Origin of the sequence: Pseudarthrobacter sp. efr-133-R2A-89 (assembly GCF_030209315.1) — a bacterium.
In the GTDB taxonomy this organism is placed as follows: Bacteria; Actinomycetota; Actinomycetes; order Actinomycetales; family Micrococcaceae; genus Arthrobacter.
Genome location: NZ_JARVSE010000010.1, coordinates 329,528 through 353,487 on the forward strand (window position 1 = coordinate 329,528; position 23,960 = coordinate 353,487).

22 protein-coding genes are annotated in these 23,960 nt (G+C 65.2%); 16 read left to right on the forward strand and 6 right to left on the reverse strand.

Annotation, left to right across the window (positions count from 1 at the left end; translation table 11 throughout):
• Positions 1-173 precede the first annotated feature (173 nt).
• The 6 genes from QRM95_RS17315 to QRM95_RS17340 all read left to right on the forward strand — a co-directional run bounded on the left by QRM95_RS17315 (position 174) and on the right by QRM95_RS17340 (position 5,970).
• Positions 174-1,274, forward strand: coding sequence for an ABC transporter ATP-binding protein (locus QRM95_RS17315; RefSeq protein ID WP_285248711.1), 1,101 nt, complete (start codon positions 174-176; stop codon positions 1,272-1,274).
• Positions 1,274-1,999 (forward strand): ABC transporter permease, encoded by a 726-nt coding sequence (locus QRM95_RS17320; RefSeq protein WP_285248712.1) that lies wholly within the window; start codon positions 1,274-1,276, stop codon positions 1,997-1,999. The genes QRM95_RS17315 and QRM95_RS17320 overlap by 1 nt, the downstream gene beginning before the upstream one ends.
• On the forward strand, positions 1,996-2,742 hold the full coding sequence (locus QRM95_RS17325; RefSeq protein ID WP_285248713.1) for an ABC transporter permease: 747 nt from the start codon (positions 1,996-1,998) through the stop codon (positions 2,740-2,742). Before QRM95_RS17320 ends, QRM95_RS17325 begins: the two co-directional genes overlap by 4 nt.
• Entirely contained in the window at positions 2,739-3,701 is a 963-nt protein-coding gene (locus tag QRM95_RS17330; RefSeq protein ID WP_285248714.1) for an ABC transporter substrate-binding protein, read from the forward strand. Before QRM95_RS17325 ends, QRM95_RS17330 begins: the two co-directional genes overlap by 4 nt.
• Before the next feature lie 142 nt (positions 3,702-3,843).
• Positions 3,844-5,064 carry a pyridoxal phosphate-dependent aminotransferase gene (locus tag QRM95_RS17335; protein ID WP_285248715.1) on the forward strand — a complete coding sequence of 407 codons (1,221 nt, stop codon included), beginning with the start codon at positions 3,844-3,846 and terminating at the stop codon, positions 5,062-5,064.
• Between the two features lie 51 nt (positions 5,065-5,115).
• Positions 5,116-5,970 carry a polyphosphate kinase 2 family protein gene (locus QRM95_RS17340; protein ID WP_285248716.1) on the forward strand — a complete coding sequence of 285 codons (855 nt, stop codon included), beginning with the start codon at positions 5,116-5,118 and terminating at the stop codon, positions 5,968-5,970.
• 17 nt (positions 5,971-5,987) lie between these two features.
• Here the strand turns inward: QRM95_RS17340 and QRM95_RS17345 are convergent, their stop codons facing one another.
• Both QRM95_RS17345 and xseA read right to left on the reverse strand, forming a co-directional pair.
• Entirely contained in the window at positions 5,988-6,206 is a 219-nt protein-coding gene (locus QRM95_RS17345) for an exodeoxyribonuclease VII small subunit (RefSeq protein ID WP_285248717.1), read from the reverse strand.
• Positions 6,203-7,537 (reverse strand): exodeoxyribonuclease VII large subunit, encoded by a 1,335-nt coding sequence (gene xseA, locus QRM95_RS17350; protein ID WP_285248718.1) that lies wholly within the window; start codon positions 7,535-7,537, stop codon positions 6,203-6,205. Before xseA ends, QRM95_RS17345 begins: the two co-directional genes overlap by 4 nt.
• A 160-nt stretch (positions 7,538-7,697) precedes the next feature.
• Between xseA and QRM95_RS17355 the strand changes: the two genes are divergently transcribed.
• Positions 7,698-8,546: a hypothetical protein gene (locus QRM95_RS17355; protein WP_285248719.1), complete on the forward strand. Its 849-nt coding sequence runs from the start codon at positions 7,698-7,700 to the stop codon at positions 8,544-8,546.
• Between the two features lie 9 nt (positions 8,547-8,555).
• Positions 8,556-9,635: a 4-hydroxy-3-methylbut-2-enyl diphosphate reductase gene (locus QRM95_RS17360; RefSeq protein WP_026264275.1), complete on the forward strand. Its 1,080-nt coding sequence runs from the start codon at positions 8,556-8,558 to the stop codon at positions 9,633-9,635.
• A 117-nt stretch (positions 9,636-9,752) separates the two neighbouring features.
• Here QRM95_RS17360 and QRM95_RS17365 read toward each other — a convergent pair whose 3' ends face one another.
• Positions 9,753-10,979 carry a DNA recombination protein RmuC gene (locus tag QRM95_RS17365; RefSeq protein ID WP_285248720.1) on the reverse strand — a complete coding sequence of 409 codons (1,227 nt, stop codon included), beginning with the start codon at positions 10,977-10,979 and terminating at the stop codon, positions 9,753-9,755.
• 89 nt (positions 10,980-11,068) lie between these two features.
• Here QRM95_RS17365 and ychF point away from each other — a divergent pair, with 89 nt between their 5' ends.
• On the forward strand, positions 11,069-12,154 hold the full coding sequence (ychF, locus tag QRM95_RS17370; RefSeq protein ID WP_285248721.1) for a redox-regulated ATPase YchF: 1,086 nt from the start codon (positions 11,069-11,071) through the stop codon (positions 12,152-12,154).
• Between the two features lie 138 nt (positions 12,155-12,292).
• On the opposite strand, the gene QRM95_RS17375 is transcribed toward ychF, so the two are convergent.
• The 3 genes from QRM95_RS17375 to QRM95_RS17385 are packed head-to-tail and all read right to left on the reverse strand — an operon-like array spanning position 12,293 to position 14,325.
• Entirely contained in the window at positions 12,293-13,060 is a 768-nt protein-coding gene (locus QRM95_RS17375) for an SCO1664 family protein (RefSeq protein ID WP_285248722.1), read from the reverse strand.
• Positions 13,060-13,608: a DUF3090 domain-containing protein gene (locus QRM95_RS17380; RefSeq protein ID WP_285248723.1), complete on the reverse strand. Its 549-nt coding sequence runs from the start codon at positions 13,606-13,608 to the stop codon at positions 13,060-13,062. The genes QRM95_RS17375 and QRM95_RS17380 overlap by 1 nt, the downstream gene beginning before the upstream one ends.
• 24 nt (positions 13,609-13,632) lie before the next feature.
• Positions 13,633-14,325, reverse strand: a complete 693-nt coding sequence (locus QRM95_RS17385) for a histidine phosphatase family protein (RefSeq protein WP_285248724.1) — start codon at positions 14,323-14,325, stop codon at positions 13,633-13,635.
• Positions 14,326-14,435: 110 nt separating this feature from the next.
• Between QRM95_RS17385 and QRM95_RS17390 the strand changes: the two genes are divergently transcribed.
• The 7 genes from QRM95_RS17390 (at position 14,436) to QRM95_RS17420 (ending at position 23,914) form a co-directional block, all read left to right on the forward strand.
• Positions 14,436-14,687 (forward strand): DUF1272 domain-containing protein, encoded by a 252-nt coding sequence (locus QRM95_RS17390; protein WP_285248725.1) that lies wholly within the window; start codon positions 14,436-14,438, stop codon positions 14,685-14,687.
• Positions 14,688-14,751: 64 nt separating this feature from the next.
• A complete protein-coding gene (locus QRM95_RS17395; protein ID WP_285248726.1) occupies positions 14,752-16,383 on the forward strand; it encodes a cryptochrome/photolyase family protein in 1,632 nt (543 codons plus the stop codon).
• A 91-nt stretch (positions 16,384-16,474) separates the two neighbouring features.
• Entirely contained in the window at positions 16,475-18,235 is a 1,761-nt protein-coding gene (locus QRM95_RS17400; RefSeq protein WP_285248727.1) for an ABC transporter family substrate-binding protein, read from the forward strand.
• Between the two features lie 290 nt (positions 18,236-18,525).
• A complete protein-coding gene (locus tag QRM95_RS17405) occupies positions 18,526-20,208 on the forward strand; it encodes a peptide ABC transporter substrate-binding protein (RefSeq protein ID WP_018760326.1) in 1,683 nt (560 codons plus the stop codon).
• A gap of 124 nt (positions 20,209-20,332) precedes the next feature.
• Positions 20,333-21,262, forward strand: coding sequence for an ABC transporter permease (locus QRM95_RS17410; protein ID WP_018760325.1), 930 nt, complete (start codon positions 20,333-20,335; stop codon positions 21,260-21,262).
• Positions 21,252-22,196, forward strand: a complete 945-nt coding sequence (locus tag QRM95_RS17415) for an ABC transporter permease (RefSeq protein ID WP_285248728.1) — start codon at positions 21,252-21,254, stop codon at positions 22,194-22,196. Before QRM95_RS17410 ends, QRM95_RS17415 begins: the two co-directional genes overlap by 11 nt.
• 11 nt (positions 22,197-22,207) lie before the next feature.
• Positions 22,208-23,914, forward strand: coding sequence for a dipeptide ABC transporter ATP-binding protein (locus tag QRM95_RS17420; protein ID WP_285248729.1), 1,707 nt, complete (start codon positions 22,208-22,210; stop codon positions 23,912-23,914).
• Positions 23,915-23,960: the final 46 nt, after the last annotated feature.

Consider the following 23,960-nt stretch of genomic DNA (forward strand, 5'->3'; position numbering starts at 1 on the left):
CCCATCCGCCCCCGCCCGGGCGGCGAATGATCACAGTAAGGATTCCTTTGCGGGGTTTGGGGCCAGATCTGGTGAAGCCGGCCCCCGATTGGGTTACCGTAACTATCAGCGTGCTGATGGCAATGTCGCGGTGCTGGGATCAGCCCGTCCGAGAGAACAGGTAAGTCCGGACCATGGACCAGGCGATGATCGAGTTCCAGAGCGTCACCAAGCAGTATCCCGGCGGCCAGCCTGCCGTGGACGGGTTGTCCATGTCCATCGCCAAGGGCACCATCACCGTCTTCGTCGGTCCCTCCGGTTGCGGCAAAACGACGTCGCTCCGGATGATCAACCGCATGGTGGAACCAACCTCGGGAACCATCACGGTGGACGGCAAGGACGTCACGTCCGTTCCGGCCGCGGAACTGCGCCGCTCCATGGGCTACGTCATGCAGTCCGCGGGGCTGCTGCCGCACCGTTCGGTCCTGGACAACATCGCCACCGTCCCCCGGCTTAACGGTGTCTCAAAGGCTGACGCCCGCAAACGCGCCTCGGAACTCCTGGACGTTGTGGGCCTGGCGTCGTCCCTCGGCAAGCGCTACCCCTCCCAGCTCTCCGGCGGCCAGCAGCAGCGCGTCGGCGTTGCCCGCGCCCTCGCAGCAGACCCACCGGTGCTCCTTATGGACGAGCCGTTCAGTGCCGTGGACCCCGTGGTGCGTGACGAACTGCAGCAGGAACTGCTGCGCCTGCAGAAAGACCTCGCCAAGACCATCGTCTTCGTCACCCACGATATTGACGAGGCCACCATCCTCGGGGACAGGGTGGCCGTCTTCGCCACCGGCGGCAAGCTGGCCCAATACGCTACTCCGGAGGAGATCCTGCGGGCGCCCGCCAACAATTTCGTCGCATCCTTCGTGGGGCGCGACCGCGGCTTCCGCCACCTTGGGTTCACCCCGTCCGACGGTGTGGTCCTGCACCCCGTGCCGACGATTATCCGGGGCGCCCAGGGAGACGTGTCGGACCACGGCGCGGCCGGTGGCTGGCAGCTGGTGGTGGATGCGGACAAGCGGCCCCTGGGCTGGTCGGCACCCGGCACCGAAACTGAACTTGTTCCCGGCGGGTCGCTGTTCCGCCCCGGCGAGAGCTTGCGGCGGGCCTTGGACGCGGCTCTGTCATCGCCGTCGGGCTTTGGTGTTGCCGTGGACCCCGACGGCCGGGTGCTGGGGGTAGTCCGCGGCGGCGAGGTCCTGGCACTGATCGAGGAAGCGCGGCAGCTCCGGCAGGCGGCACTCTGATGGAGTGGTTCCTGGCCAACAGCGGCATGGTCTTCGAGCGCGGCGGCCAGCACCTGGTCCTGGCGCTTGTTCCCATGGTCCTGGGCCTGGTGATCTCCGTTCCGCTCGCCCAGCTGGCCAGGCAGAGTGGTGCGCTGCGCTCTGTGGTGCTGACGGCGTCGTCGCTGCTGTACACCATTCCCTCGCTGGCACTGTTCATCATCCTCCCCACCATCCTGGGCACCCGCATCCTGGACCCAGTCAATGTCGTGGTGGCGCTCACCATCTACGCTGTGGCGCTGCTGGTCCGCGCGGCGCTGGACGCCTTCGACTCCGTGGATGCCGAGGTCAGCCAGGCCGCCCAGGCCATGGGATTCAAGCCGCTGGCACGCTTCCTGAAGGTCGACCTGCCGCTCTCACTTCCGGTGATGTTCGCCGGGTTGCGCGTCGTGTCCGTCAGCAACATCTCCCTGGTCAGCGTTGCCGCCCTGCTGGGGGTCGGCAACCTGGGCATGCTCTTCACTGACGGGCTCCAGCGTGACTTCGTCACCGAGGTGGTGGTGGGGATCGTCGCCATCCTGGTCCTGGCGCTGGTCATGGACGCCCTCCTCGTCCTGCTGGAACGTGTCCTCACACCCTGGGAACGGACCGGCAAACGGCGCGAGCGTGGGGACGGCGGCAGTCACGCCGAGGCATCAACCGCCGCAGGTCCCCTCGCCGCAAGCGGGACGGGAGGGGGAGCATGAGCAACGTCATCTCGGACACCGTTGCCTGGCTCGCCGACCCGATGCACTGGTCCGGAAGCATGGGCATCCCCACCCGCGTGGTCGAGCACCTGCAGTACACCGGGCTGGTCATGCTGATCGCCACCGCCATCGCGGTCCCGGTTGGATTGTTCGTTGGCCATACCGGGAGGGGGAGGGTGGCTGTCGTGGCCCTGGCAGGTGCGCTGCGTGCCCTGCCCACCCTGGGCCTGCTGATCCTGTTCGTGCTGCTGGCCGGCATTGGGCTGATGCCACCGATCTGGGCCTTGGTGATCCTCACCGTCCCACCGCTCCTGGCCGGGACGTACGCCGGTATCTCGAGCGTGGACCGCAACGTGGTGGACGCCGCAAGGGCCATGGGCATGACCGAACTGCAGGTCCTGTTCCGGGCCGAATTGCCCAATGCCTTGACGGTCATGTTCGGCGGTTTCCGGACCGGCGTGCTGCAGGTGATCGCCACGGTTTCCGTGGTTGCCTACATCAACCTTGGAGGCCTGGGCCGCTACCTCTTCGACGGCCTGGTTCTGAGCGACTTTCCCCAGATGCTGGGTGGTTCCCTGCTCATCGCGGTCCTGGCCATCGCTGTGGACCTGATCCTGTCCCTATTCCAGAGGCTGTTCCTGGCAACAGGCACCTCGAAGCAGTCCCACCGCAGCCAGGAGGCTGCGGTTGATCTCACAGACCCCGTGGTTGCGGAGACTGTTGTACAAGGAGGTAAGTCATGAAAGATAGCCGTCCCCCACGCCTCGGCAGGCGGGCCTTCGGCGGCCTGGCCGCCGGACTTGGCCTGGCAGTGGCGTTGTCCGCCTGCGGTGGTTCGTCCAATCCGCTGAGCAACGCACCGGCATCCAGCGGCGGCGCCTCCGGTGAGGCCACGTCCCTGGTGGTTGGTTCCGCTGATTTCCCGGAGAGCCAAATCATCGCCGAGCTGTATGCCGGCGCCCTGAACGCCAACGGAATCACCGCTACCACCAAACCGAACATCGGCTCCCGCGAGGTCTACTTCAAGGCCGTCCAGGACGGTTCCGTGGACGTGGTGCCGGACTACAGCGGCAACCTGCTCCTCTACGTGAACAAGGAAGCCACCGAGGTTTCCGCCGGCGACATCGCCAAGGCGCTGCCGGGCAAGCTCCCGGACGGCCTGGCCGTCCTCGACGCGTCCAAGGCAGAGGACAAGGACGCCATGGTGGTCACCAAGGCAACGGCGGAGAAGTATCAGCTGAAGTCCATCGACGACCTCGCCAAGGTCTGCAGCGACATCGTGGTGGGCGCTCCGGCCACGTTCGGTGAGCGCGCCTACGGCCTGCCGGGCCTGAAGAAGAACTACAACTGCGTGCCCAAGAAGCTGGAGCCCTTCAGCGACGGCGGCGGCCCGGTGACGCTCAAGGCGCTCCTTGAGAACCAGGTGCAGGTGGCCGATATCTACACCACTACGCCTTCGATCGCCGACAACGACCTGGTGGTGCTTGATGACCCGAAGAACAACTTCATCGCCCAGCAGGTCCTTCCGCTGTACAACAAGGCGAAGATGACGGACAAGGCCAAGCAGGCCCTGAACTCCGTGTCCAGCATCCTCACCACCGATGACCTCATCAACCTCAACCGCGCTGTCAGCGGCAGCCAGAAGCAGGACGCCAAGACGGCAGCCGCCGCCTGGCTCAAAGACAAGGGCATCGTCAAGTAACAGCCCGCCTTTCCCCGCCCGGGTGCGCAGGAGCAGGTGATCACGACGGCGGCTGCCGGACTTCCAAAGGTCCGGCAGCCGCCGTCGTGCGTGTGGCGGAGGTCTCAACGGTGATGCATCCTTCCTGTGGCATATTTGAGGGATGGCAGAATTCAGGCAGTCCACGAAGCTCAACAACGTCCTCTATGACATCCGTGGACCGATCCTGCAGGCCGCCCAGCAGATGGAAGCGGAGGGCCACAGGATCCTCAAGCTGAACATTGGCAACCCCGCGCCGTTCGGATTCGAGGCCCCGGACGCCATCCTCGTGGACATGATCCGCCACCTGCCCCACGCCCAGGGCTACAGTGACTCCCGCGGCATCTTTTCCGCACGCACCGCCGTCTCGCAGTACTACCAGACCCGCGGCATCCAGAACATCCACGTAGACGACATCTACCTGGGCAACGGCGTCAGCGAGCTCATCACCATGTCCCTGATGGCGTTGCTCGACTCCGGTGACGAGGTCCTCATTCCCACGCCGGACTACCCGCTCTGGACCGCCTCCGTGGCGCTCGCCGGCGGCAAACCGGTCCACTACCTGTGCGACGAGGAGTCCGGCTGGCAGCCGGACCTTGAGGACATGGAAGCGAAGATCACGCCCCGCACCAAGGGAATCGTGGTCATCAACCCCAACAACCCCACCGGCGCCGTCTACCCCGAAGCCACACTGAAGCGCATCGTGGAGCTGGCCGAGAAGCACGGGCTGGTGGTCTTTGCCGATGAGATCTACGAGAAAATCCTGTACGAAGACGCCGTCCATGTGAACCTCGCCAAGCTCACCGGCGACGACGTCCTGTGCCTGACGTTCAGCGGCCTGTCCAAGGCGTACCGGGTGTGCGGCTACCGGGCAGGGTGGATGGCGATCTCCGGGCCCAAGAAGGAAGCCGCCGACTACCTGGAGGGCATCAACCTGTTGGCCAACATGCGGCTCTGCGCCAACGTCCCGGCCCAGCACGCCATCCAGACCGCACTCGGCGGCTACCAGAGCATCAACGACCTCATCCTTCCGGGCGGCCGCCTGCTGGAACAGCGCAACAAGGCCTACGACATGCTGAACGCGATTCCAGGCGTCAGCACGCAGCAGGCACGGGGCGCGCTGTACCTCTTTCCGCGCCTTGACCCGGAGGTCTACCACATCAGGGATGACGAGAAGTTTGTCCTCGACCTCCTGAGGGAACAGAAGATCCTGGTGTCGCACGGCCGTGCATTCAACTGGGTGCGGCCGGACCACTTCCGCATGGTCACGCTGCCGAACGTGAAGGACATCGAGGAAGCCATCGGCCGGATGGGGGACTTCCTAAGCCGGTACCAGGGGAACTAGCCTGTGGTCACGGGCGCACCGCGTCCGTGAACCTCCCAGGGAAGGACCCCCGTGGCCAGCATTGTCGGTTTCCACCAGCACCCCTCTGACACCCTGCGCGTTGGCAAGGGATTTTCCTTGGCCGCGGTGGACCCCGACGCCACTCCGGGCTACAGCGGCAACAAAGCTGACGGCGAAGCGCTGCTGGCTGACCTGGACGGGAAGCTGACGGAGATGCAGGAGAAGCTGTTCGCGGAGTCCCGGTTCGGCGGGAAGAAGCGGATCCTGCTGGTCCTGCAGGCGATGGACACCGCAGGCAAGGGCGGCATCGTCAACCACGTCATGGCCACCATGGACCCCCAAGGCGTCCAGTTCAAGGCATTCAAGGCCCCCTCCGAGCAGGAGAAGTCTTACGATTTCCTTTGGCGCATCGAGAAGGAGGTGCCGGCGGCCGGGATGGTGGGAATCTTCGACCGCTCCCACTACGAGGACGTCCTCATCCACCGGGTCCACAATTGGGCCACACCGGAAGAGATCACCCGGCGCTACCGGGCCATCAATGAATTCGAGGGACGCCAGGCCGACGCGGGCACCAGGATCGTCAAAGTAATGCTCAACATCAGCAGGGATGAGCAGAAGTCCCGGCTCCTGGCCCGCCTGGACAATCCTGCCAAGCACTGGAAATACAGCAGCGGTGACTTGAAGGAGCGGGCCTTCTGGGACGACTACATGGCGGCGTACCAGGCTGCCTTTGACGCAACCAGTACGGCGGCGGCTCCTTGGTATGTGGTTCCGGCCAACAAGAAGTGGTACGCCCGGATCGCCGTGCAGCAGTTGGTGATGTCGGCACTGTCCGATGTTCGCCTGGAGTGGCCCAAAGCAGAGTTCGACGTGGACATCGAACGCGAGCTCGTGGCCCGGTCCTGACAGGCGGCTGCGGCGGCTTAGAGCGGCTGGTCGCGTGCGGCTGCCAACCTCTTCCGCGCGCCCTCCAGCCACTCCTCGCAGCGTGCGGCCAGCGCCTCTCCGCGCTCCCATAATGCCAGGGATTCTTCGAGGCTTGCCCCTCCGGCTTCCAGCCTTCCCACCACCGCGATGAGCTGTTCCCGGGCTTCCTCGTAGCTCAGCCCCGCGACGTCCGGCTCCGGTTTTTGTTCGGTCATGCCTTCTCTTCCAATCCTTGCTGGTGGTCTGGTTTGGCTGGTTGCAGCAGCCCGGTGGAGGTGGCGCCAAAACGGCCCTCCGCCACCCGGATGGACAAAGCGGAGCCCGCCGGCGCCTCAGCAGGGCGGCGGACGACGGCGTGCCCGGACGCTGCGATCCGGGCGCTCTGGTCACCTGCCAGTTCGACGACGGCGTACCCCCGGTCGAGCGTCTTCTGCGGTGACAGTGCGCGCACTTGGGCCTTCAGGTGCTCCAGCTGGTCCGCCGCCCGCACCACCGTGGAATTCACGGCCGCCGAGGAGCGCCGCAGCAGCCGCTCCATTTCCTCGGCGCGGACGGAAACCATGCCCTCGGGTGCTGCCATCACGGGCCGCGAGTGGAGTGCGGCCAGGCGGTCCGACTCCCGGTCCACCAGCCGTTCCATGCAGCGCCGCAGCTGTTCCCGCGCCTGGCGGACGCCTGCCAGTTCTTCGGAGACTTCCGGAACGATCCGCTTGGCAGCGTCCGTAGGCGTGGAGGCCCGAAGATCGGCAACGTAGTCCAGCAGCGGGCGGTCCGCCTCATGCCCGATGGCACTGACCACGGGAGTTGCCGCAGCGGCCACCGCCCGGACCAGGTCCTCGCTGTTGAACGGCAGGAGGTCCTCCAGGGCGCCACCGCCCCGGGCAATGACAATGACGTCAACCTCCGGCAGCCCGTCCAGTTCACGAAGTGCCCTGACAACCTGGGACACGGCGGTGTTGCCCTGCACCGCCACTTCGCGGATCTCGAACTCCACAGCCGGCCACCGCAATGCCGCGTTGCGCAGGATGTCCTTCTTCGCGTCCGAGTCGCGGCCGGTGATCAGGCCGATGCGGTGCGGCAGCAACGGCAGGGGCTTCTTCCGCGAATCGGCGAACAGGCCTTCCGCGGCCAGGGCCTGGCGCAGCCGTTCGATCCTGGCCAGAAGGTCGCCCAGGCCGACTGGACGGATGTCCCGGACCAGCATGTTCAACCGTCCGGTCTTCATCCAGAACTCGGGCTTCAGCAGTGCAACCACCCGTGAGCCCCGCTCGAGCGGAAGGTTCTGCCGCTCCAGCACTTTCGTCCAGACGGACGCCGGCAGCGATACTTCCGCGTCAACGTCGCGAAGGGTGATGTAGGCGTTGGTGCCGCGGCGGTTCAGTTCGATGACCTGGCCTTCCACCCACGCCGACGGGGTCCGGTCGATGTGCGCCTTCAGCTTCTGCGACAACAGCTGCAGAGGCCAGGGATTGTCCGGGCTGGTTTCCGCTGCGGTGGCCGGCAATGTGGTGGGCGCGGCACCCGGAAGGGACGCCTGGTCAGACATGCGGACGCCGGTGCGGGGCTGGTGCTGCGGGCATGGGGTCCTTCAACTGTTGTGGGCGGTCAATCAACCTTATCCAAAAGGTCTAGCACCCGGGGCTGACAGGGACGGCCAGCGGGCCTGCCTAGGATGGAGTGAGGCCCCCAACCCCGAAGGACCTGCCGTGCGCACTTTCATTTCCGCCCTCGCCACCGTGCTGGGCATCCTCCTGGCGTCCGTCGCCGTCCCCGCCATGTGGGTGGACCGGAACATCATCCAGGAAGACGGATTTGTCCGGCTTGCGGCGCCCCTTGGCAAGAACGCGGACTTCCAGAAGAAACTCGCTGCCGCGGCCGTGGGAACGATCGATACCGGTTCGGTTCCCGGCGCCCTGTCCGGGCTGATCGACTCGGTCCTGGAGAAGGCAGCGGAGTCCCTGACCCAGCTTCCCGGCTACCCCGCAGCGTGGGAGGAGACCCTTCGCCGGAGCCACCGCCTGAATTTCGCCAGCCCGGCCGGGGAGACCGGCAACGTTCCGGCGTCGTCGCTCACCCTTGACGTGGCCCCGTTGGTTGCCCTCGGTTCGGAGGAAATCTCCCGCACCACCCGGCTTCCCCTCACCCCGCCGGACCAAACGTTGATCAACGTCGGCCAACCCGCACAACGCGAGTGGGCGGAGCGGCTGGCCACCTACGCTCCCATGGGCTACATCGCCGCCATCGGCGCCGGCATTGCGTTCCTGTTGGCACTCGTCGCAGCCCGCCGCCGCTGGACCGTGCTGTTCGCTGCGGGCCTTGGCGGCCTGGCCCTCGCCGGGCTCTGGTCGCTCGGAACGCAACTGGGATCGGCCCGTGCCGCGGCCACAGACACGGGCAGTTCGGTGGCCAACATGTTCCGCGACGAATTCGTGGGCGTGGCAGCGGCTGACTTCCAGGCCTGGATCGGTGCCACGGCGGTGACCGGCGCGGTCCTGCTGGCAGCGGGGATTGTGACGTTGTTCGCCTCCCGGAAACGGGTGCGGGCCAGCCGGTAGCATGGAGGGATGACCACCTCGGCTGTACCCCTTTCGATGCCAACCGTTCCGCGCCGGCGCCGCTCGCCCCAGGAAGTGGCGGCCGCGGCCCCCGTGAACGGAACCAAGAAGGTGCTGCTGGCCGCCCCGCGCGGCTATTGCGCCGGTGTTGACCGGGCAGTGATCGCCGTCGAGAAGGCGCTGGAGCACTACGGCCCGCCCGTGTATGTCCGCAAGCAGATCGTCCACAACGTCCACGTGGTCAGCTCGCTCGAGGAAAAAGGCGCCATCTTCGTGGACGAGACTGACGAAGTCCCGGAGGGCGCGCTGGTGATCTTCTCGGCGCACGGCGTTTCCCCGGCCGTCGTCGAATCGGCGGAGAGCCGCGGACTGCGCACCATCGATGCCACGTGCCCCCTGGTCACCAAAGTGCACAAGGAAGCCGTCCGCTTCGCCAAGGACGACTTCGACATCCTCCTGATCGGCCACGACGGCCACGAGGAAGTGGAAGGCACCTCCGGTGAAGCGCCGGACCACATCCAGATCATCAATGGACCCCACGAAGTGGACAAAGTGACCGTCCGCGATCCGGAAAAGGTCATCTGGCTGTCCCAGACCACCCTCAGCGTCGACGAGACCATGGAAACCGTCCGGTTGCTCAAGGACAGGTTCCCCACCCTGCAGGACCCGCCCAGCGATGACATCTGCTACGCCACCACAAACCGGCAGGTGGCCATCAAGAAGATCGCACCCAAGGCGGACCTGGTGATCGTGGTCGGTTCCGCCAACTCCTCCAACTCCGTCCGGCTGGTGGAGGTGGCGCTGGAATACGGCGCCAAGGCCTCGTACCGGGTGGACTTCGCGAACGAGGTTGACGAAACCTGGTTCGAAGGCGTCGCTACCGTGGGCGTCACGTCCGGGGCCTCCGTTCCGGAGGTCCTGGTGCAGGACGTTCTGCGGCTGCTGGCCGACTATGGCTACGGTGCGGTGGAAGAAGTGGTCACCGCCGAGGAGGACCTGCTGTTCTCGCTGCCCAAGGAGCTCCGTGCAACCCTCAAGGAAGCCGGCGACGTCAGCCGCGCCCTGGGCGGCCGCCGTACCCGCAGCTGACCACCCCCGCGGGCGAGGACCCATCACAGCAGGCGGACGGCAGCAGGCAACAGCGCGAAGGAAGGGCCGGGCAGTTTCAATGAAACTGCCCGGCCCTTCCAGCATCTCCGACGGTCCTCAGGCCGCTTCGTCATCACCCTGGAGTTCGGGTGCCACCAGCGCGCGCGGGGTTGCCTCCACCAAGGCCGGGGTGACGAGGCCTGAATCTTCCAAGGTGTTGAGCTTCCGGGCCGTGGGCAGGATCCGCGCTTCCAGGGTCCCCACCATGGCGTTGTAGCGATCCACCGACGACTTCAGGGACGACCCGAGCTTCCCAACGTTCTCACCCAGCGTCCCCATTCGGTCGTACAGCTGCCGCGCGAGCTCGAACAGTTCGCGTGCGCTGTCCGTCAGGACGTCCTGGCGCCAGGTGAACGCCACGGACTTCAGTACCGCAAGCAGCGTACTCGGCGAGGCGAGGACAACGTTCCGCGACAACGCGTAGTCCAGGAGTCCGGCATCTGCCGTCAGTGCCGCGGCAAGAATTGATTCCGCGGGAATAAAGCAGACCACCAGCTCCGGCGAATTCCCCGGGATGTCCCAGTACTTCTTGGTGCCCAGAGCGTCCACATGCGCCCTCAACGCCTTGGCGTGCGCCGCCAGCAGCGCCTGGCTGCGGGCATCATTGCCGGACCGCGCCACGGACGGCTGGACCGTGCGGGGATCCACCACACCGAGATCCTGGGCCTCCAGGTAGGACGACAACGGCACCTTGGCGTCAACCACCAGTTGTTTCCCGCCCGGCAACTGCACCACCAGATCGGGGCGGACGGACGAATCGTGGCCCGCACTGTGGGCCTGCTCCACGAAGTCCACGTGGCGGAGCATCCCCGCAGCCTCCACGACCCGCCGAAGCTGTACCTCGCCCCATTGGCCCCTGGCGCTGTTTGACCGCAAAGCCGATTCCAGCGCGTGCGTGGAGCGGATCAGCTGCTCATCGGACAGCCGGGCTTCCTGCAGTTGCTGTGCCAGTTGGCCGTATTGTTCCACCCGGTCCCGTTCCAGGAGCGCCACCTGCTGCTGGACCGCGGACAGCTTTTCCGCCACCGGGGCCAGGGCACGCAGTACGCTGCCGTCCTGCGTCCGTGCCTCACCGAGCTCACGGTTCTGGGCAGCCAAAAGCCGCCGCTCGGCGTCGGCCGCTGCCAGCTGGGCCGTCACCTCCGAAAGCCGGGACGAGACCGCGTCAAAGTCCGCCTCCAGTCCGCGGGAGTTCCTGCGCAGCAGGACATACATGGCCGCGGCACCGGCAAGTGCACCCAGCAGCAACATCAGAAGGGCCAGAATCAAGGCAAAAGCATCCATGGCTTCACTGTTGCACGGGCCTCCGACAATCACGGCCAGTGACATCCCCAGTACTGGCGGCAGGGAGCCGGCGGGTAGAATCAATGCTCGTGGCTCTTACTATTGGCATCGTCGGACTGCCCAACGTCGGCAAATCAACCCTTTTCAACGCACTGACCCGCAACCAGGTGCTCGCGGCGAACTATCCGTTCGCCACGATCGAGCCCAACGTCGGCGTCGTCAACCTGCCGGACCCGCGGCTGGAGAAGCTGGCTGCCATCTTCGGTTCCCAGCGCGTGCTTCCCGCCGCCGTGTCCTTCGTCGACATCGCCGGCATCGTCAAGGGCGCCTCGGAGGGCGAAGGGCTGGGAAACCAGTTCCTGGCCAACATCCGCGAGGCTGAAGCGATCGCCCAGGTGGTCCGCGTGTTCGACGATCCCGACGTCATCCACGTCGACGGCAAGGTGGACCCCCGGTCCGATATGGAAACGATCAACACCGAGCTGATCCTCGCCGACCTGCAGACGATTGAAAAGGCCGTCCCGCGGATCGAAAAAGAAGTCAAGATCAAGAAGCGCGAAGCCGCCGAACTGGCCGCCGTGAAGGCTGCCCAGGCGGTGCTGGAACGTGGCGACACGATCTTCTCCTCGATCAAGAGCGACAAGCTGGAGATGGAGCACCTGAAGGAACTCGGCCTGCTGACTGCCAAGCCCTTCATCTACGTCTTCAACGCTGACGAGGGAATCCTCGGAAGCCCCGGGAAGCAAGCCGAGCTGCGAGCCCTGGTGGCCCCGGCCGACTGCATCTTCCTCGACGCGAAGCTGGAATCGGACCTCGTCGAACTGGATGAGGAAGAAGCCCGCGAGATGCTGGAAATGAACGGCCAGGACGAATCCGGCCTCGACCAGCTCGCCCGTGTTGGCTTCCACACCCTGGGGCTCCAGACATACCTCACCGCAGGGCCTAAGGAAACCCGCGCCTGGACCATCCGGCAGGGTGATACAGCACCCCAGGCTGCCGGTGTCATCCACTCCGATTTCCAGCGCGGATTCATCAAGGCCGAGGTGGTGTCCTTCAACGACCTCGTTGAAGCAGGCTCCATGGCCGAGGCAAAATCCCGCGGCAAGGTCCGGATCGAGGGCAAGGAATACGTCATGGCCGACGGCGACGTGGTGGAGTTCCGCTTCAACGTCTAGTCCCAAGGCGCCGGAGGGCACCTGCGATGGCCGCTAAGAACCACGGTTCTTGGCGGCCATCCCTCTTTAGTCGCCGGTTGCCCGGCATCATGCGGCCACCCTCATGCCCAATGGGCGCGAAGCGGGAGCCAAAGTTCCTCAGAACAGCGGCCAAGGCACCGCCGACATCTCGCCGCTCGGAGCCGGAAACCGTCCCGTCCGGCGCAACTGGGCACAACGCGCGGCGAGCGATGCGATTTCTTCGGCGCTGACCAGGGCCGCCAGGTCCCGACCCAATTCGCCGGCAAGTCCCTCGCTGACACGGTCGACGCCGGCGATTTCCTCGGCGGTCAATTCCTCTCCCAGCCATCCCCACAGCACCGTGCGGAGCTTGTGTTCGCTGTGAAAGGTGAGCCCATGGTCAACACCGTGCCGGTGTCCGCGGGGCATGGCAAGGATGTGGTCGCCCTTGCGGTCGGCGTTATTGACGATGATGTCGAACACTGCCATGCGCCTGAGGGCCGGCGAGTCTTCGTGGACCAGCGCGACCATCCGTCCGCGCTCATCCTGTCCCTCGAGGATTTGTTTCCAGCCGGTCTCCGGCACCTGCTCCGTCGCGACCAGGTCCACGGGGCTTTGGGCGGCGTCCCGCTCCTGCCAGAGCTGAACCATACCCTCGCCCATCGGACCATCGCGCAGCCAGGTGCGGGGCACGATATCCCAGCCCAGGACCTGTGAGACGCGGTACGCGGCCACCTCCCTGCGGGCCAGGGATCCCGCCGGAAAATCCCACAACGGCCTCTCGCCTGCAATCGGCTTGTAAACGACGATCACGTCGCCGATGCTGCCCAGGAACGTAGCATTGGATGCCGTCGTGATGCGGCCTGTGAGAGTCAGCTCTGCGGCCAGCAGGTCCGGCGCCGGCATCAGGCCTCGGGAAGGGTGCAGGTGTGCCCGTCGGCGTCTATGGGATAGCCGCAGATCGGGCAGGCTGGACGTCCGGCGCCCACGATCTCGCGGGTCCGCTTGGCGAAGGCACGGGCGGTGCCGACAGGCATCCGCACCACCAGCATTTCCGACTCGTCGGCGTCCTCGTCGAACGATTCGTCGTTGTCGTCATCGTCATCGGTAATGGGATGTGCCTCAATCACCACCTGGGCCGTGGTGGGGTCCCATCCCAAGCTCATGGCCCCGGTACGGAACTGCTCCTGAACGGCCTCAAGCTGGTCGTTATCGACAAGTTCAGGGGGCGTTCCCGTGGGAATGCTGAAGGGGTTGCCCTCGACGGTGATGAGCTGGTCGAGGATTTCGTCGATCTTTTCCGCGAGCAGGGCAGACTGCTGCTTCTCCATGGCGATACTCACCAGCTGCGCCCCTGCCCGTACCTGAAGATAGAACGTACGCGCCCCCGGCAGGCCAATGGTGCCAACAACCACCCGATCAGGCCAGTCAAACTCGTGAACACGTGTAGGCATGTCAGTATTCTAGGCACATGGGGTTCACGGCGCCTTGTGCCCCGCGCCGCCGCCCACCGGCGCATCGACGGAGTCCATGCCGTTCGACAACCACGACAGGTCACCGGCATCGGTGTTGGTGGCGTACACGCTTGGCCGGTTGGCACCGTAGCGCACGATCGATACGGACGCGGGACCGACGTTGATCCGCTGGAAAAGATCAAGGTGCATGCCGAGCGCGTCAGCGAGGATCGACTTGATGATGTCACCGTGGCTCACCGCTGCCCAGACCGCCCCTGGCCCGTACTCGGCTTCGAAGGCTGCGTCATGGCGTCGGACAGCTGCCACCGACCGGGCCTGCATCGTGGCCATGGATTCACCGCCAGGAAAGACGACGGCGGACGGTTGCGACTGTACGACCGGCCACAGAGCTTCAGCGGCGAGTTCGCTGAGCAAGCGGCCCTGCCACTGGCCGTAATCGCACTCCGTGAGATCCGGATCCGTCGGCGCATGCGGCGCACCAGCTTGGCGATCCAGGATGAACCGGGCAGTCTGCAGGCACCGCTCAAGCGGGCTGGACACCACCCCGACCAACGGCACGGGCGCGAGCCGTTCCGCGGTCAGTGCGGCCTGGTCACGTCCGAGCTGGTCCAGGCCGACGCCGGCTGCCCGGCCGGCAAGCAGCCCGGTGGCATTGGCAGTGGTGCGGCCGTGCCGCACGAGAATAACGGTCGCCATGCACCCAGCCTATCCACCTTGGACATCGTTCACGGGCAGCGGCCGTCCGGGAGTTCGGCCTTAAGGTGTGACGGGGCGTTCGTGCGGGTCCCGTTGGCTAGAGTGGTCGGATGCTGGAGATCCGTCCCAATTGCGAATGTTGCGACCGCGATATTGCGCCGTCCGATCCCGCCTATATCTGCACCTTTGAATGCACGTGGTGCCCGGACTGCGTCGAGCGCTTCCCCAACAGGTCATGTCCCAACTGCGGTGGCGACCTGCAGCGAAGGCCTGTCCGCCCCGCGGCAGCCCTGGTCAACAATCCGGCGAGTACGGTCAGGGTGGTGTCGCCCGGTTGCCTCCACCAAACCAGCCGTACCTGAGGCCCGGCCGGGACCAGAAGGGGCGCCGGCCCCGGCGGAATCCGCGGCACCATAGTGTTTCCCTATGACTGATGGACCACGCCTGCGCCTCGTCCTGCCCCATCAACTCTTCGAGAAGCACTGGGAGGAGACGGGCATGGACACCGTCTTCGTCCTCATCGAACATGACCTCTACTTCCGACAGTACGCCTTCCACTCCCACAAACTGGTGCTGCACCGCGCGTCCATGGCCAGGTTCGCCCGCAGGCTGCGCGGGCTCGGCTACGACGTGGTGGTCCTCCCCAGCGACCGGACCCGGACGTCACGCGTCCAGCTTGCCGAGCTGGTCAGGCGACGGCGTCCGCAGTTCGTTACCTGCTTCGACGTCGTGGATGACTGGCTCGAGCAAGACCTCGCTGCGGGACTGGCCGACGGCGGGTACCGGCTGCGCGCCGAAGACGTGCTCGAGACGCCCAACTTCCTGACCAACCGCACGCAGATCGACGACTGGTTCTCCCACAACCGGCCGCGGATGCAGGACTTCTACATCTGGCAACGACGGCGGCTGGACATCCTGGTCGATAATGGCGAACCGGCCGGCGGAAAATGGTCCTTCGACGCGGAGAACCGAAAGAAACTTCCCCGCGGGCATGTTCCACCCACCGTCAGCCGCTTCAGGGACCACCCCGCTCTCCAGCAGCAAGGCGCGTTCGACCTTGATGCGCTGACCGAGCCCTCCCTCCCGGCTGGAAGCCGGCACAGCGACGAGGCTTCCCGCGAGGTCGGCCTCGCGATTGATTGGGTGGCGCAGGAATTCCCGGATGCCCCGGGCGACCCGCACCTGTTCGCCTGGCCTACGACGACCCGGGAGGCTCGCGAACATCTGCAGGAATTTGTTTCAGAGCGACTGGCCGGCTTCGGACCCTACGAAGACGCGATCTCCGCCGAGCATCCGTTCATCAACCACGGCCTCCTTACCCCGGTCCTGAACATCGGCCTGCTTGATCCGCGCGAAGTCCTGGACGCTGCCTTGGACGGCGCCGACGACAACACTTCACTGGCCTCCCTTGAAGGATTCGTGCGGCAGGTCATCGGCTGGCGCGAGTACATGCGCGCCACCTATCGGGTGCGTGGGCGGCGGATGCGAACCGCCAACCTGCTCAACCACCGGAACCGCCCCGGAGCGGGCTGGTGGGACGCCAAGACCGGGCTGGCCCCCGTGGACCTGGTCATATCGCGCGTGCTGGCCACCGGTTACGCCCACCACATCGAACGGCTGATGGTGCTGGGTAACGCCATGTCCCTGCTGCGGATCCACCCTGACGATGTCTATGCCTGGTTCATGGAGATGTTCATCGACGCCTACGACTGGGTGATGGTCCCCAATGTCTACGCCATGAGCCAATTCGCGGCCGGGGCCGACATCACTACAAAACCCTATGTCTCGGGTAGCAACTACCTGCGGAAGATGTCGGACCTGCCGGCGGGGGAGTGGATGGCTGACTGGGATGGGTTGTACTGGTCGTTCATCGATGACCACCGTCCGGTCTTCGAGCGGAATCCGCGCTCGCGGATGGTCGTGTCCCTGTGGGACCGGATGGATCCGGCGGTCAAGGACAGCCACCGGGCCCGTGCCCGCGCGCTGCTGGATGACTCCGGCCAGGACCGGCTGGTCCGGAAGCCCCCGTTTAAGGGGGAGGGGGACTGGAATCGATGACTGGGCGGCGGCACCGCGTATCCTGATTTCACCGGGCGTGTTCGTGGCGGCCCGTTGCCCTCCGGAGAGGGAAAAACACAAAGGAGGCGGCATGCCGGTCAGGCAGCTGATGCAACTGCTCACTGCTGCGGTGGCGGCCGCCCTGATTCTCTCCGGTTGCTCCGGCGGGGGTGCCCCGTCGGTGGTGGTGGGGGAGGCCAAGCGCGGTGGCAGCGTGACCGTCGCGGAAGTTAACGCCTTCTCCTCCTTCAACCCGTACAGCGCAAACGGCAACACCGACATCAACACGAAGATCGGCGCCATTACGCACTCCGGTTTCTTCTTCCTCGATGACAGCTCCAAGGTGGTCCGCAACGACAAGTTCGGGCACTACGAAAAGGTTTCGGATCAGCCCCTCAAGGTGAAATACACGGTGAACGAGGGAGTCAAGTGGTCCGACGGTGCTCCGGTGGGCGCCGCCGACCTGCTCCTGAGCTGGGCCGCCGGATCCGGCTATTTCGACGACGTCGACCCCGGCACCGGGAAGGGCACCAAATACTTCGCAACAGCCTCCAACGCCACCGGCCTGGCAGGTACGGTCTTTCCGGAACTCGGCTCGGACGGCAGATCCATCACCCTCGAATACGCCGCGCCTTACGCCGACTGGGAAGTGGCATTCGACGTCGGGCTCCCGGCCCATGTGGTCGCGGCCAAGAGCGGGCTCACCGACGAGGGAGACCTGGTAGACCTCCTGAAGAACACACCTCGCGGCAATCCTGAGAAGCCTGTGACCACTGCGGCGCTCAAGAAGGTCAGCGACTTCTGGAACACCGGGTTCGACACGAAGAAGATTCCGGATGATCCGGCGCTTTACCTCTCGAGCGGCCCCTACATCGTCCGGGACATCGTCCCGGAGGTTTCCATGAAACTGGTCCGGAACCGGGATTACACGTGGGGCCAGGAACCCTGGCTGGACGAGATCAACGTCCGGTTCACCGGGGCGGTGCCCGCCGCCGTTGATGCCCTGCGCAACGGCCAAGCGGACATCATCTCGCCGCAGCCGTCCGCTGCCACCGATGCGCTGCTCACGGGCCTGTCCGGGCAGGGCATCACCGTGCAACGCTACAAGCAGGCGGGCTACGACCACCTCGACCTGAACTTCACCGGCCCCTTCAAGGACAAGGACGTCCGCGAGGCCTTCCTCAAGACGGTTCCCCGGCAGGACATCGTGGATGCCGTGAGGGGCGGCCAGGCGGTAGACAACAAACCGCTGGATTCACAGGTCTTCCTGCCCGATCAGCCCAAATACGCGGACACCGTAAAGAAGAACGGGTCGTCGGACTACGCCGAGGTGGACATCGATGCCGCCAAGGGCCTCCTGAGGGGCGCCACGCCCACTGTCCGCATCCTGTACAACCGGGATAACCCCAACCGGGCCAAGGCCTTCGCCCTGATCCGGGACTCGGCGGAACGGGCGGGCTTCCGGGTGGAAGACGGCGGCCAGGCAAGCGCCGACTGGGCCGCATCGCTCAGCCGCGGAGGCTATGACGCGGCATTGTCCGGATGGATCGGCGCGGAAGCCGGAGTCAGCCGGGTACCGCAGATCTTCCGCACCGGAGGCGGCAGCAACTTCACGGGCTATTCCGACGCCGATGCGGACAAGGTGATGGCGCAACTGGCTGTCACCACCGACCTTGGGAAACAGGACGAACTCCTCGCGGACATCGACAGGCACGTCTGGGAGGACGCCTATGGCCTGCCCCTTTACCAGACCCTGGGCACCACCGCATTCAACTCCCGGGTGGCTGGCGTGAAAACCAGCCCCGGTCCTGTGGGCGTCTGGTGGAACGTCTGGGACTGGCGTTTGGCCTAAGCCGGCAGCGCCCTCCGCTGCGGACGGATGCGCCGGAACGTGAACGATCACGGCCCCGATTCGCCGTCTGGCGTACCGACGAGTAGCATGTGACGTGCGTAACTGCCCACCACTTGCGGGGTATTTGACTGCTCCGGTCACGGTTTGGCAACGGAGTACCAGTATCCGGACTTCGTGCGGTTAGGCTAACCCGTATATGTAGGTTTCGTCACAGCACTCAGCTGTGTCCAGCCTGCGGGGAAGCACAAGATTTCCCCAATATCTCTCTCCCACAACTCATAGGAGGCGGAATGCGTTTTACGCGCACTTCCAAAGCACTGGGCATCGTGGCAATCGCCGCGCTTGCCCTGACCGGGTGCGGCGGCGGCGGCAGCACTGGCGGGTCCAGCACTGCTGCCGGCGATCCGAACAAGGTCATCACCGCTTACAGCAATGAGCCACAAAACCCGTTGCTGCCGGCGAACACCAATGAGGTCTACGGCGGCCGCGTCGTAAACCTGCTTTTCGAAGGTCTCCGCAGCTACGACGCCAATGGCAAGGCAGTGAACGCACTGGCCGATTCCATCGAGTCGTCCGACGCGCAGAACTGGACCATCAAGGTCAAGCAGGGCACGAAGTTCACCAACGGGGAAGCCATCACGGCCAAGACCTTCGTTGATTCCTGGAACTTCGCCGCGAACTCCAAGAACCTGCAGAACAACGGCTTCTTCTTCGAGTCCATCGCCGGCTACGACGACGTCTCGGCCGTGAACTCGGTGAAGGGTGCGGACGGCAAGACCACCACCACCCCGGCCCCCAAGGCGGACACGATGTCCGGACTGCAGGCAACCGATGATTCGACCATCACGGTCAAGCTCGCCCAGCCTGAGGCCGACTGGTCCTTGCGCCTTGGCTACTCCGCCTTCTACCCGCTTCCTTCCGCTGCTCTGACCGACCCCAAGACCTTCGGTGAAAACCCGGTTGGCAACGGTCCCTACAAGTTCGAAAAGCAGGGTTCCTGGGTCCACGACCAGTCCATCACCCTGGTGAAGAACGCCGACTACAAGGGCACCCGCGAGGCCAAGAACGGCGGCGTGACCTTCAAGTTCTACACCGATCCGGGCCCCGCATACACGGACCTGCAGTCGGACAACCTGGACATCACTGACGTCCTGCCGTCCAACGCGCTGAAGACCTACGTCAACGACTTCCCGGACCGCAACGCCACCAAGGCTGTTGCCACCGACTCCACCCTTAACATCCCGGGTTACAACCCGAACTTCCAGGGTGAAGCCGGCAAGCTGCGCCGCCAGGCCCTGTCCTACGCCATCAACCGCGAGGAAATCGCCAAGGTTGTCTTCAACGGCACCCGCACCCCGGCCAAGGCCTTCGCCCCGCCGGTCATCGACGGCTTCAAGGAAGGCCTCAAGGGCAGCGAAGTCCTGAACTTCGATCCCGCCAAGGCCAAGGACCTGTGGGCCCAGGCCGACAAGATCCAGCCCTACGACGCTTCCAAGCCGCTCCAGATTGCCTCCAACACTGACGGTGGCAACAAGGAATGGATCGACGCCGTTGCCAACGGCTTCAAGAACAACCTCGGCATCCAGGCTGAAATCCAGCCGTTCGCCAAGTTCGCCGAGGTCCTCAACCTGCGCAAGTCCCAGCAGCTGCCGGGCCTGACCCGCGCCGGCTGGCAGGGTGACTACCCGTCGCTCTACAACTTCCTGGGACCGGTATGGGCCACGGGCGCTTCCTCCAACTACGAGAAGTACTCCAACCCGGAGTTCGACAAGCTGCTGAAGGAAGGCCTGGCAGCCAAGAGCACGGACGAGGCCAACGCCAAGTTCAACCAGGCCCAGGAGATCCTGTTCCAGGACCTGCCCGGCCTGCCGCTCTGGGACCAGGCACGTCCGATCGTGTGGAGCAACAACATTGTGAAGGCCGAGACCGGCTGGAACGGTGAAATCCTCTACTACGGCATCACCGCCAAGTAGGCCCAGATCTAACTTGCCGAAGGCTGATGGGGGTTCCGGTTACGTCCGGGCCCCCATTGGCTTGCAAGCGGCAGGAAGGCATTCATGAACGCGTTTTTCCCCCTACCGGAAGGCAGGTGATCCTGTGATCCGGTTTATCCTGCGCCGACTCCTGCAGGTGATCCCTGTGTTCCTCGGCACGACCCTCCTGGTGTATTACATGGTGTTCGCCCTGCCCGGCGACCCCATCGCTGCGCTCTTCGGCGACCGCCAGCCCCCGCAGGCAGTCATTGACACCCTGCGCAGCCAGTACCACCTGGACCAGCCGTTCTGGGTCCAGTACGGCTTGTTCCTCAAGAACCTCTTCACCTTCAACCTGGGCAACGACTTCACCGGCCAGCCCATCGCGGCCAGCCTTGCCAGGGTCTTCCCCGTGACGGCCATGCTGGCCGTCGAGGCGTTGGCAATCCAGGCAATCTTTGGCGTCGCTTTCGGCGTTTTCGCAGGCCTGCGCCGCGGCGGCTGGTTTGACTCCACGGTCCTGGTGGCTTCGCTGGTGGTCATCGCCGTTCCCACATTTGTGTTGGGCTTCGTCTTCCAGCTCGTCTTTGGCGTAAAGCTCGGCTGGGCAAAACCCACTGTGGGCGCCAACGCCGACTGGGTCACCCTGCTGCTGCCGGCCGTGGTCCTGGGGCTCGTCTCCTTTGCCTACGTCCTCCGCCTGACGCGCGCGTCAGTGAGCGAGAACATGAACGCCGATTATGTGCGGACCGCCACCGCCAAGGGCCTCTCGCGGCCCCGGGTGGTGTTGGCGCACATCCTGCGCAACTCGCTCATCCCGGTGGTCACCTACCTCGGCGCCAACCTTGGCGGCCTGATGGGCGGTGCCATCGTCACCGAGGGCATCTTCAACGTTCCCGGCGTAGGCAACAAGCTCTACCAGGCAGTCCTCCGCAGTGAAGGCCCCACCATCGTCTCCATCGTCAGCGTGCTGGTGCTGGTGTTCGTGGTGGCCAACCTGCTTGTCGATCTCCTGTACGCCTGGCTTGACCCGAGGATCCGCTATGACCAGTAATAACAACCACTTTGTTGCACCCATCGACGAGACCCCGCTGCAGGCAACGGATGCCGTCAAGACTGACCAGGCCCCGCTCAGCCTGTGGGCAGACGCCTGGCGCAAGCTCCGCCGTCGTCCGCTCTTCATCATCTCGGCACTGTTGATCCTTGCCCTGGTGGTGATTGCGCTGTTCCCCGGCCTGTTCACGTCCACGCCCCCCAACGAGGGCTGCGAACTTGCCAATTCCGAAGGCGGCCCCACCGCCGGGCACCCGTTCGGCTTCACCTTCCAGGGCTGCGACGTCTACTCCAGGGTTATCCACGGCACGCAAGCCTCCCTTTCCGTGGGCCTGCTCTCGGTCCTGTGCGTCCTGGTCATCGGCGTAACGCTCGGCGCCCTCGCCGGCTACTACGGCGGCTGGATCGATGCCGTGCTGGCACGCCTGGGCGACATCTTCTTCGCCCTGCCGCTGGTCCTCGGTGCGCTGGTCATCACGCAGCTTCCTTTGTTCCGCGAGAACAAGAGCGTGTGGACCGTAGTCTTCGTCATATCGCTCCTCGCGTGGCCGCAAATGGCCCGTATTACCCGCGGCGCGGTCATTGAAGTACGTAACTCGGACTTCGTTACGGCGGCGCGGGCGTTGGGTGTTTCCAAGTTCGGGGCACTGATCCGCCACGTCCTGCCGAACGCCCTTGCACCGATCATCGTCCTTGCAACGCTTGAACTGGGCGTGTTCATCGTGGCGGAAGCCACCCTGTCCTTCCTGGGCATCGGCCTGCCGCAGAGCATCATGTCCTGGGGCAACGACATTGCCGGTGCGCAGGCATCGATCAGGACCCGGCCGGAAATCATGCTTTACCCGGCCGCGGCGCTGTCCATCACGGTGCTCAGCTTCATCATGCTGGGCGACGCCGTGCGCGACGCCCTCGACCCGAAGAGCCGTCAGCGATGAGAGATAAAGAGATGACAACTCCAGACGTCCGCATTGATGAGGCCGGCAGCACCGGGATCAGGCCGCTGCTCGAAATCCGCGACCTCGCCATCACCTTCAAGACCGGTGGCGGCGACGTCAAGGCCGTACGGGACGCCCACCTGACCATCATGCCCGGCGAAACCGTGGCCATCGTGGGGGAGTCCGGCTCCGGCAAGTCCACCACCGCGTTGGCGGCCATTGGCCTCCTGCCCAACAACGGCAAGGTATCCGGCGGCCAGATCCTGCTCGACGGGGAGGACATCGCCCACGCCAGCGAGCAGCGCATGATCGAACTGCGCGGCAACACCATCGGCATGGTCCCGCAGGACCCTATGTCCAACCTGAACCCGGTCTGGAAGATCGGCTACCAGGTCCGGGAAACACTGCGCGCGAACGGACGGCCCAGCGCGCCGGACGACATCGCCAAGGTGCTTTCCCAGGCCGGGCTGCCGGACGCCAAGCGCCGGGCCAACCAGTACCCGCACGAGTTCTCCGGCGGCATGCGCCAGCGTGCCCTGATCGCCATCGGCCTGTCCTGCCAGCCGCGGCTGCTGATTGCCGATGAGCCGACGTCGGCCCTTGACGTGACGGTCCAGCGGCAGATCCTGGACCACCTGGAAACCATGACCAACGAACTGGGCACCTCCGTCCTGTTGATCACCCACGACCTTGGCCTGGCAGCCGAGCGCGCGGACAAGGTCGTCGTTATGTACCAGGGCCGCGTCGTTGAAGCCGGACCGTCGCTGGAGCTGCTCCGCAACCCGCAGCACCCGTACACCAAGCGGCTCGTGGAGTCGGCCCCGTCCCTGGCCAGCCGCCGTATCCAGGTGGCGAAGGAACAGGGCGTGGAGACGACCGACCTGCTGGCGCCTGCCGCCGAAACGGCGAAGTCCGATACCTTCCTGCAGATCCAGGACCTGCGGAAGGTGTACAAGCTCCGCCAGGGGCTGGGCAAGGCGGCGGATTTCGCGGCGGTCGACGGCGTGAGCTTCGACGTCCGGCGCGGAACCACGACGGCGATCGTGGGGGAGTCGGGGTCCGGAAAGTCCACGGTAGCCAAGATGGTCCTCCAGCTCGAGAAGCCGACGGACGGCAGGATCCTGTTCGACGGCGTCGACACCTCGGCGCTGAAGCCGGCTGAACTGTTCAAGTTCCGCAGGCGGGTCCAGCCGATCTTCCAGGACCCGTATGGCTCGCTCGATCCGATGTACAACATCTACCGCACGATCGAAGAACCGTTGCGGGTCCACAAGATCGGCGACCAGGCCAGCCGGGAAAAGAAAGTCCGGACCCTGCTGGACCAGGTGGCGCTGCCCCAGTCCGCCATGCAGCGGTACCCGAACGAACTCTCCGGCGGTCAGCGTCAACGTGTTGCCATCGCCCGCGCCCTGGCGCTGGATCCCGAGGTGATCATCTGTGATGAGGCCGTGTCCGCCCTCGACGTCCTAGTGCAGGCGCAAGTCCTGAACCTGCTCGCCGACCTTCAGGCCAACCTTGGGCTGACCTACTTGTTCATCACCCACGACCTCGCCGTGGTGCGGCAGATCGCCGACCACGTGTGCGTGATGGAAAAGGGCAGGCTGGTGGAAACGGGCTCGACGGACGATGTCTTCGAGTCGCCCCAGCAGGATTACACCAAGGCGCTGCTCAACGCCATCCCCGGTGCGAAGCTGATGCTTCCGCCTGAGGTGGCGTAGGGCGCAGCCCATACAGGTGGAGCCGGGACCGTGGGTCCCGGCTCCA

Bases quoted from the DNA above. Each gene is read 5' to 3' on its own strand.
- QRM95_RS17385 (WP_285248724.1), bottom strand. From the start codon at position 14,325: ATGGCGACCGTTATTCTCGTGCGGCACGGCCGCACCACTGCCAATGCC.
- QRM95_RS17390 (WP_285248725.1), top strand. From the start codon at position 14,436: ATGCTGGAGATCCGTCCCAATTGCGAATGTTGCGACCGCGATATTGCG.
- QRM95_RS17400 (WP_285248727.1), top strand. From the start codon at position 16,475: ATGCCGGTCAGGCAGCTGATGCAACTGCTCACTGCTGCGGTGGCGGCC.
- QRM95_RS17320 (WP_285248712.1), top strand. From the start codon at position 1,274: ATGGAGTGGTTCCTGGCCAACAGCGGCATGGTCTTCGAGCGCGGCGGC.
- QRM95_RS17380 (WP_285248723.1), bottom strand. From the start codon at position 13,608: ATGCCTACACGTGTTCACGAGTTTGACTGGCCTGATCGGGTGGTTGTT.
- QRM95_RS17375 (WP_285248722.1), bottom strand. From the start codon at position 13,060: ATGCCGGCGCCGGACCTGCTGGCCGCAGAGCTGACTCTCACAGGCCGC.
- QRM95_RS17345 (WP_285248717.1), bottom strand. From the start codon at position 6,206: ATGACCGAACAAAAACCGGAGCCGGACGTCGCGGGGCTGAGCTACGAG.
- QRM95_RS17415 (WP_285248728.1), top strand. From the start codon at position 21,252: ATGACCAGTAATAACAACCACTTTGTTGCACCCATCGACGAGACCCCG.
- QRM95_RS17420 (WP_285248729.1), top strand. From the start codon at position 22,208: ATGACAACTCCAGACGTCCGCATTGATGAGGCCGGCAGCACCGGGATC.
- QRM95_RS17405 (WP_018760326.1), top strand. From the start codon at position 18,526: ATGCGTTTTACGCGCACTTCCAAAGCACTGGGCATCGTGGCAATCGCC.
- QRM95_RS17335 (WP_285248715.1), top strand. From the start codon at position 3,844: ATGGCAGAATTCAGGCAGTCCACGAAGCTCAACAACGTCCTCTATGAC.
- QRM95_RS17365 (WP_285248720.1), bottom strand. From the start codon at position 10,979: ATGGATGCTTTTGCCTTGATTCTGGCCCTTCTGATGTTGCTGCTGGGT.
- xseA (WP_285248718.1), bottom strand. From the start codon at position 7,537: ATGTCTGACCAGGCGTCCCTTCCGGGTGCCGCGCCCACCACATTGCCG.
- QRM95_RS17360 (WP_026264275.1), top strand. From the start codon at position 8,556: ATGACCACCTCGGCTGTACCCCTTTCGATGCCAACCGTTCCGCGCCGG.
- QRM95_RS17330 (WP_285248714.1), top strand. From the start codon at position 2,739: ATGAAAGATAGCCGTCCCCCACGCCTCGGCAGGCGGGCCTTCGGCGGC.
- QRM95_RS17325 (WP_285248713.1), top strand. From the start codon at position 1,996: ATGAGCAACGTCATCTCGGACACCGTTGCCTGGCTCGCCGACCCGATG.
- QRM95_RS17315 (WP_285248711.1), top strand. From the start codon at position 174: ATGGACCAGGCGATGATCGAGTTCCAGAGCGTCACCAAGCAGTATCCC.
- QRM95_RS17395 (WP_285248726.1), top strand. From the start codon at position 14,752: ATGACTGATGGACCACGCCTGCGCCTCGTCCTGCCCCATCAACTCTTC.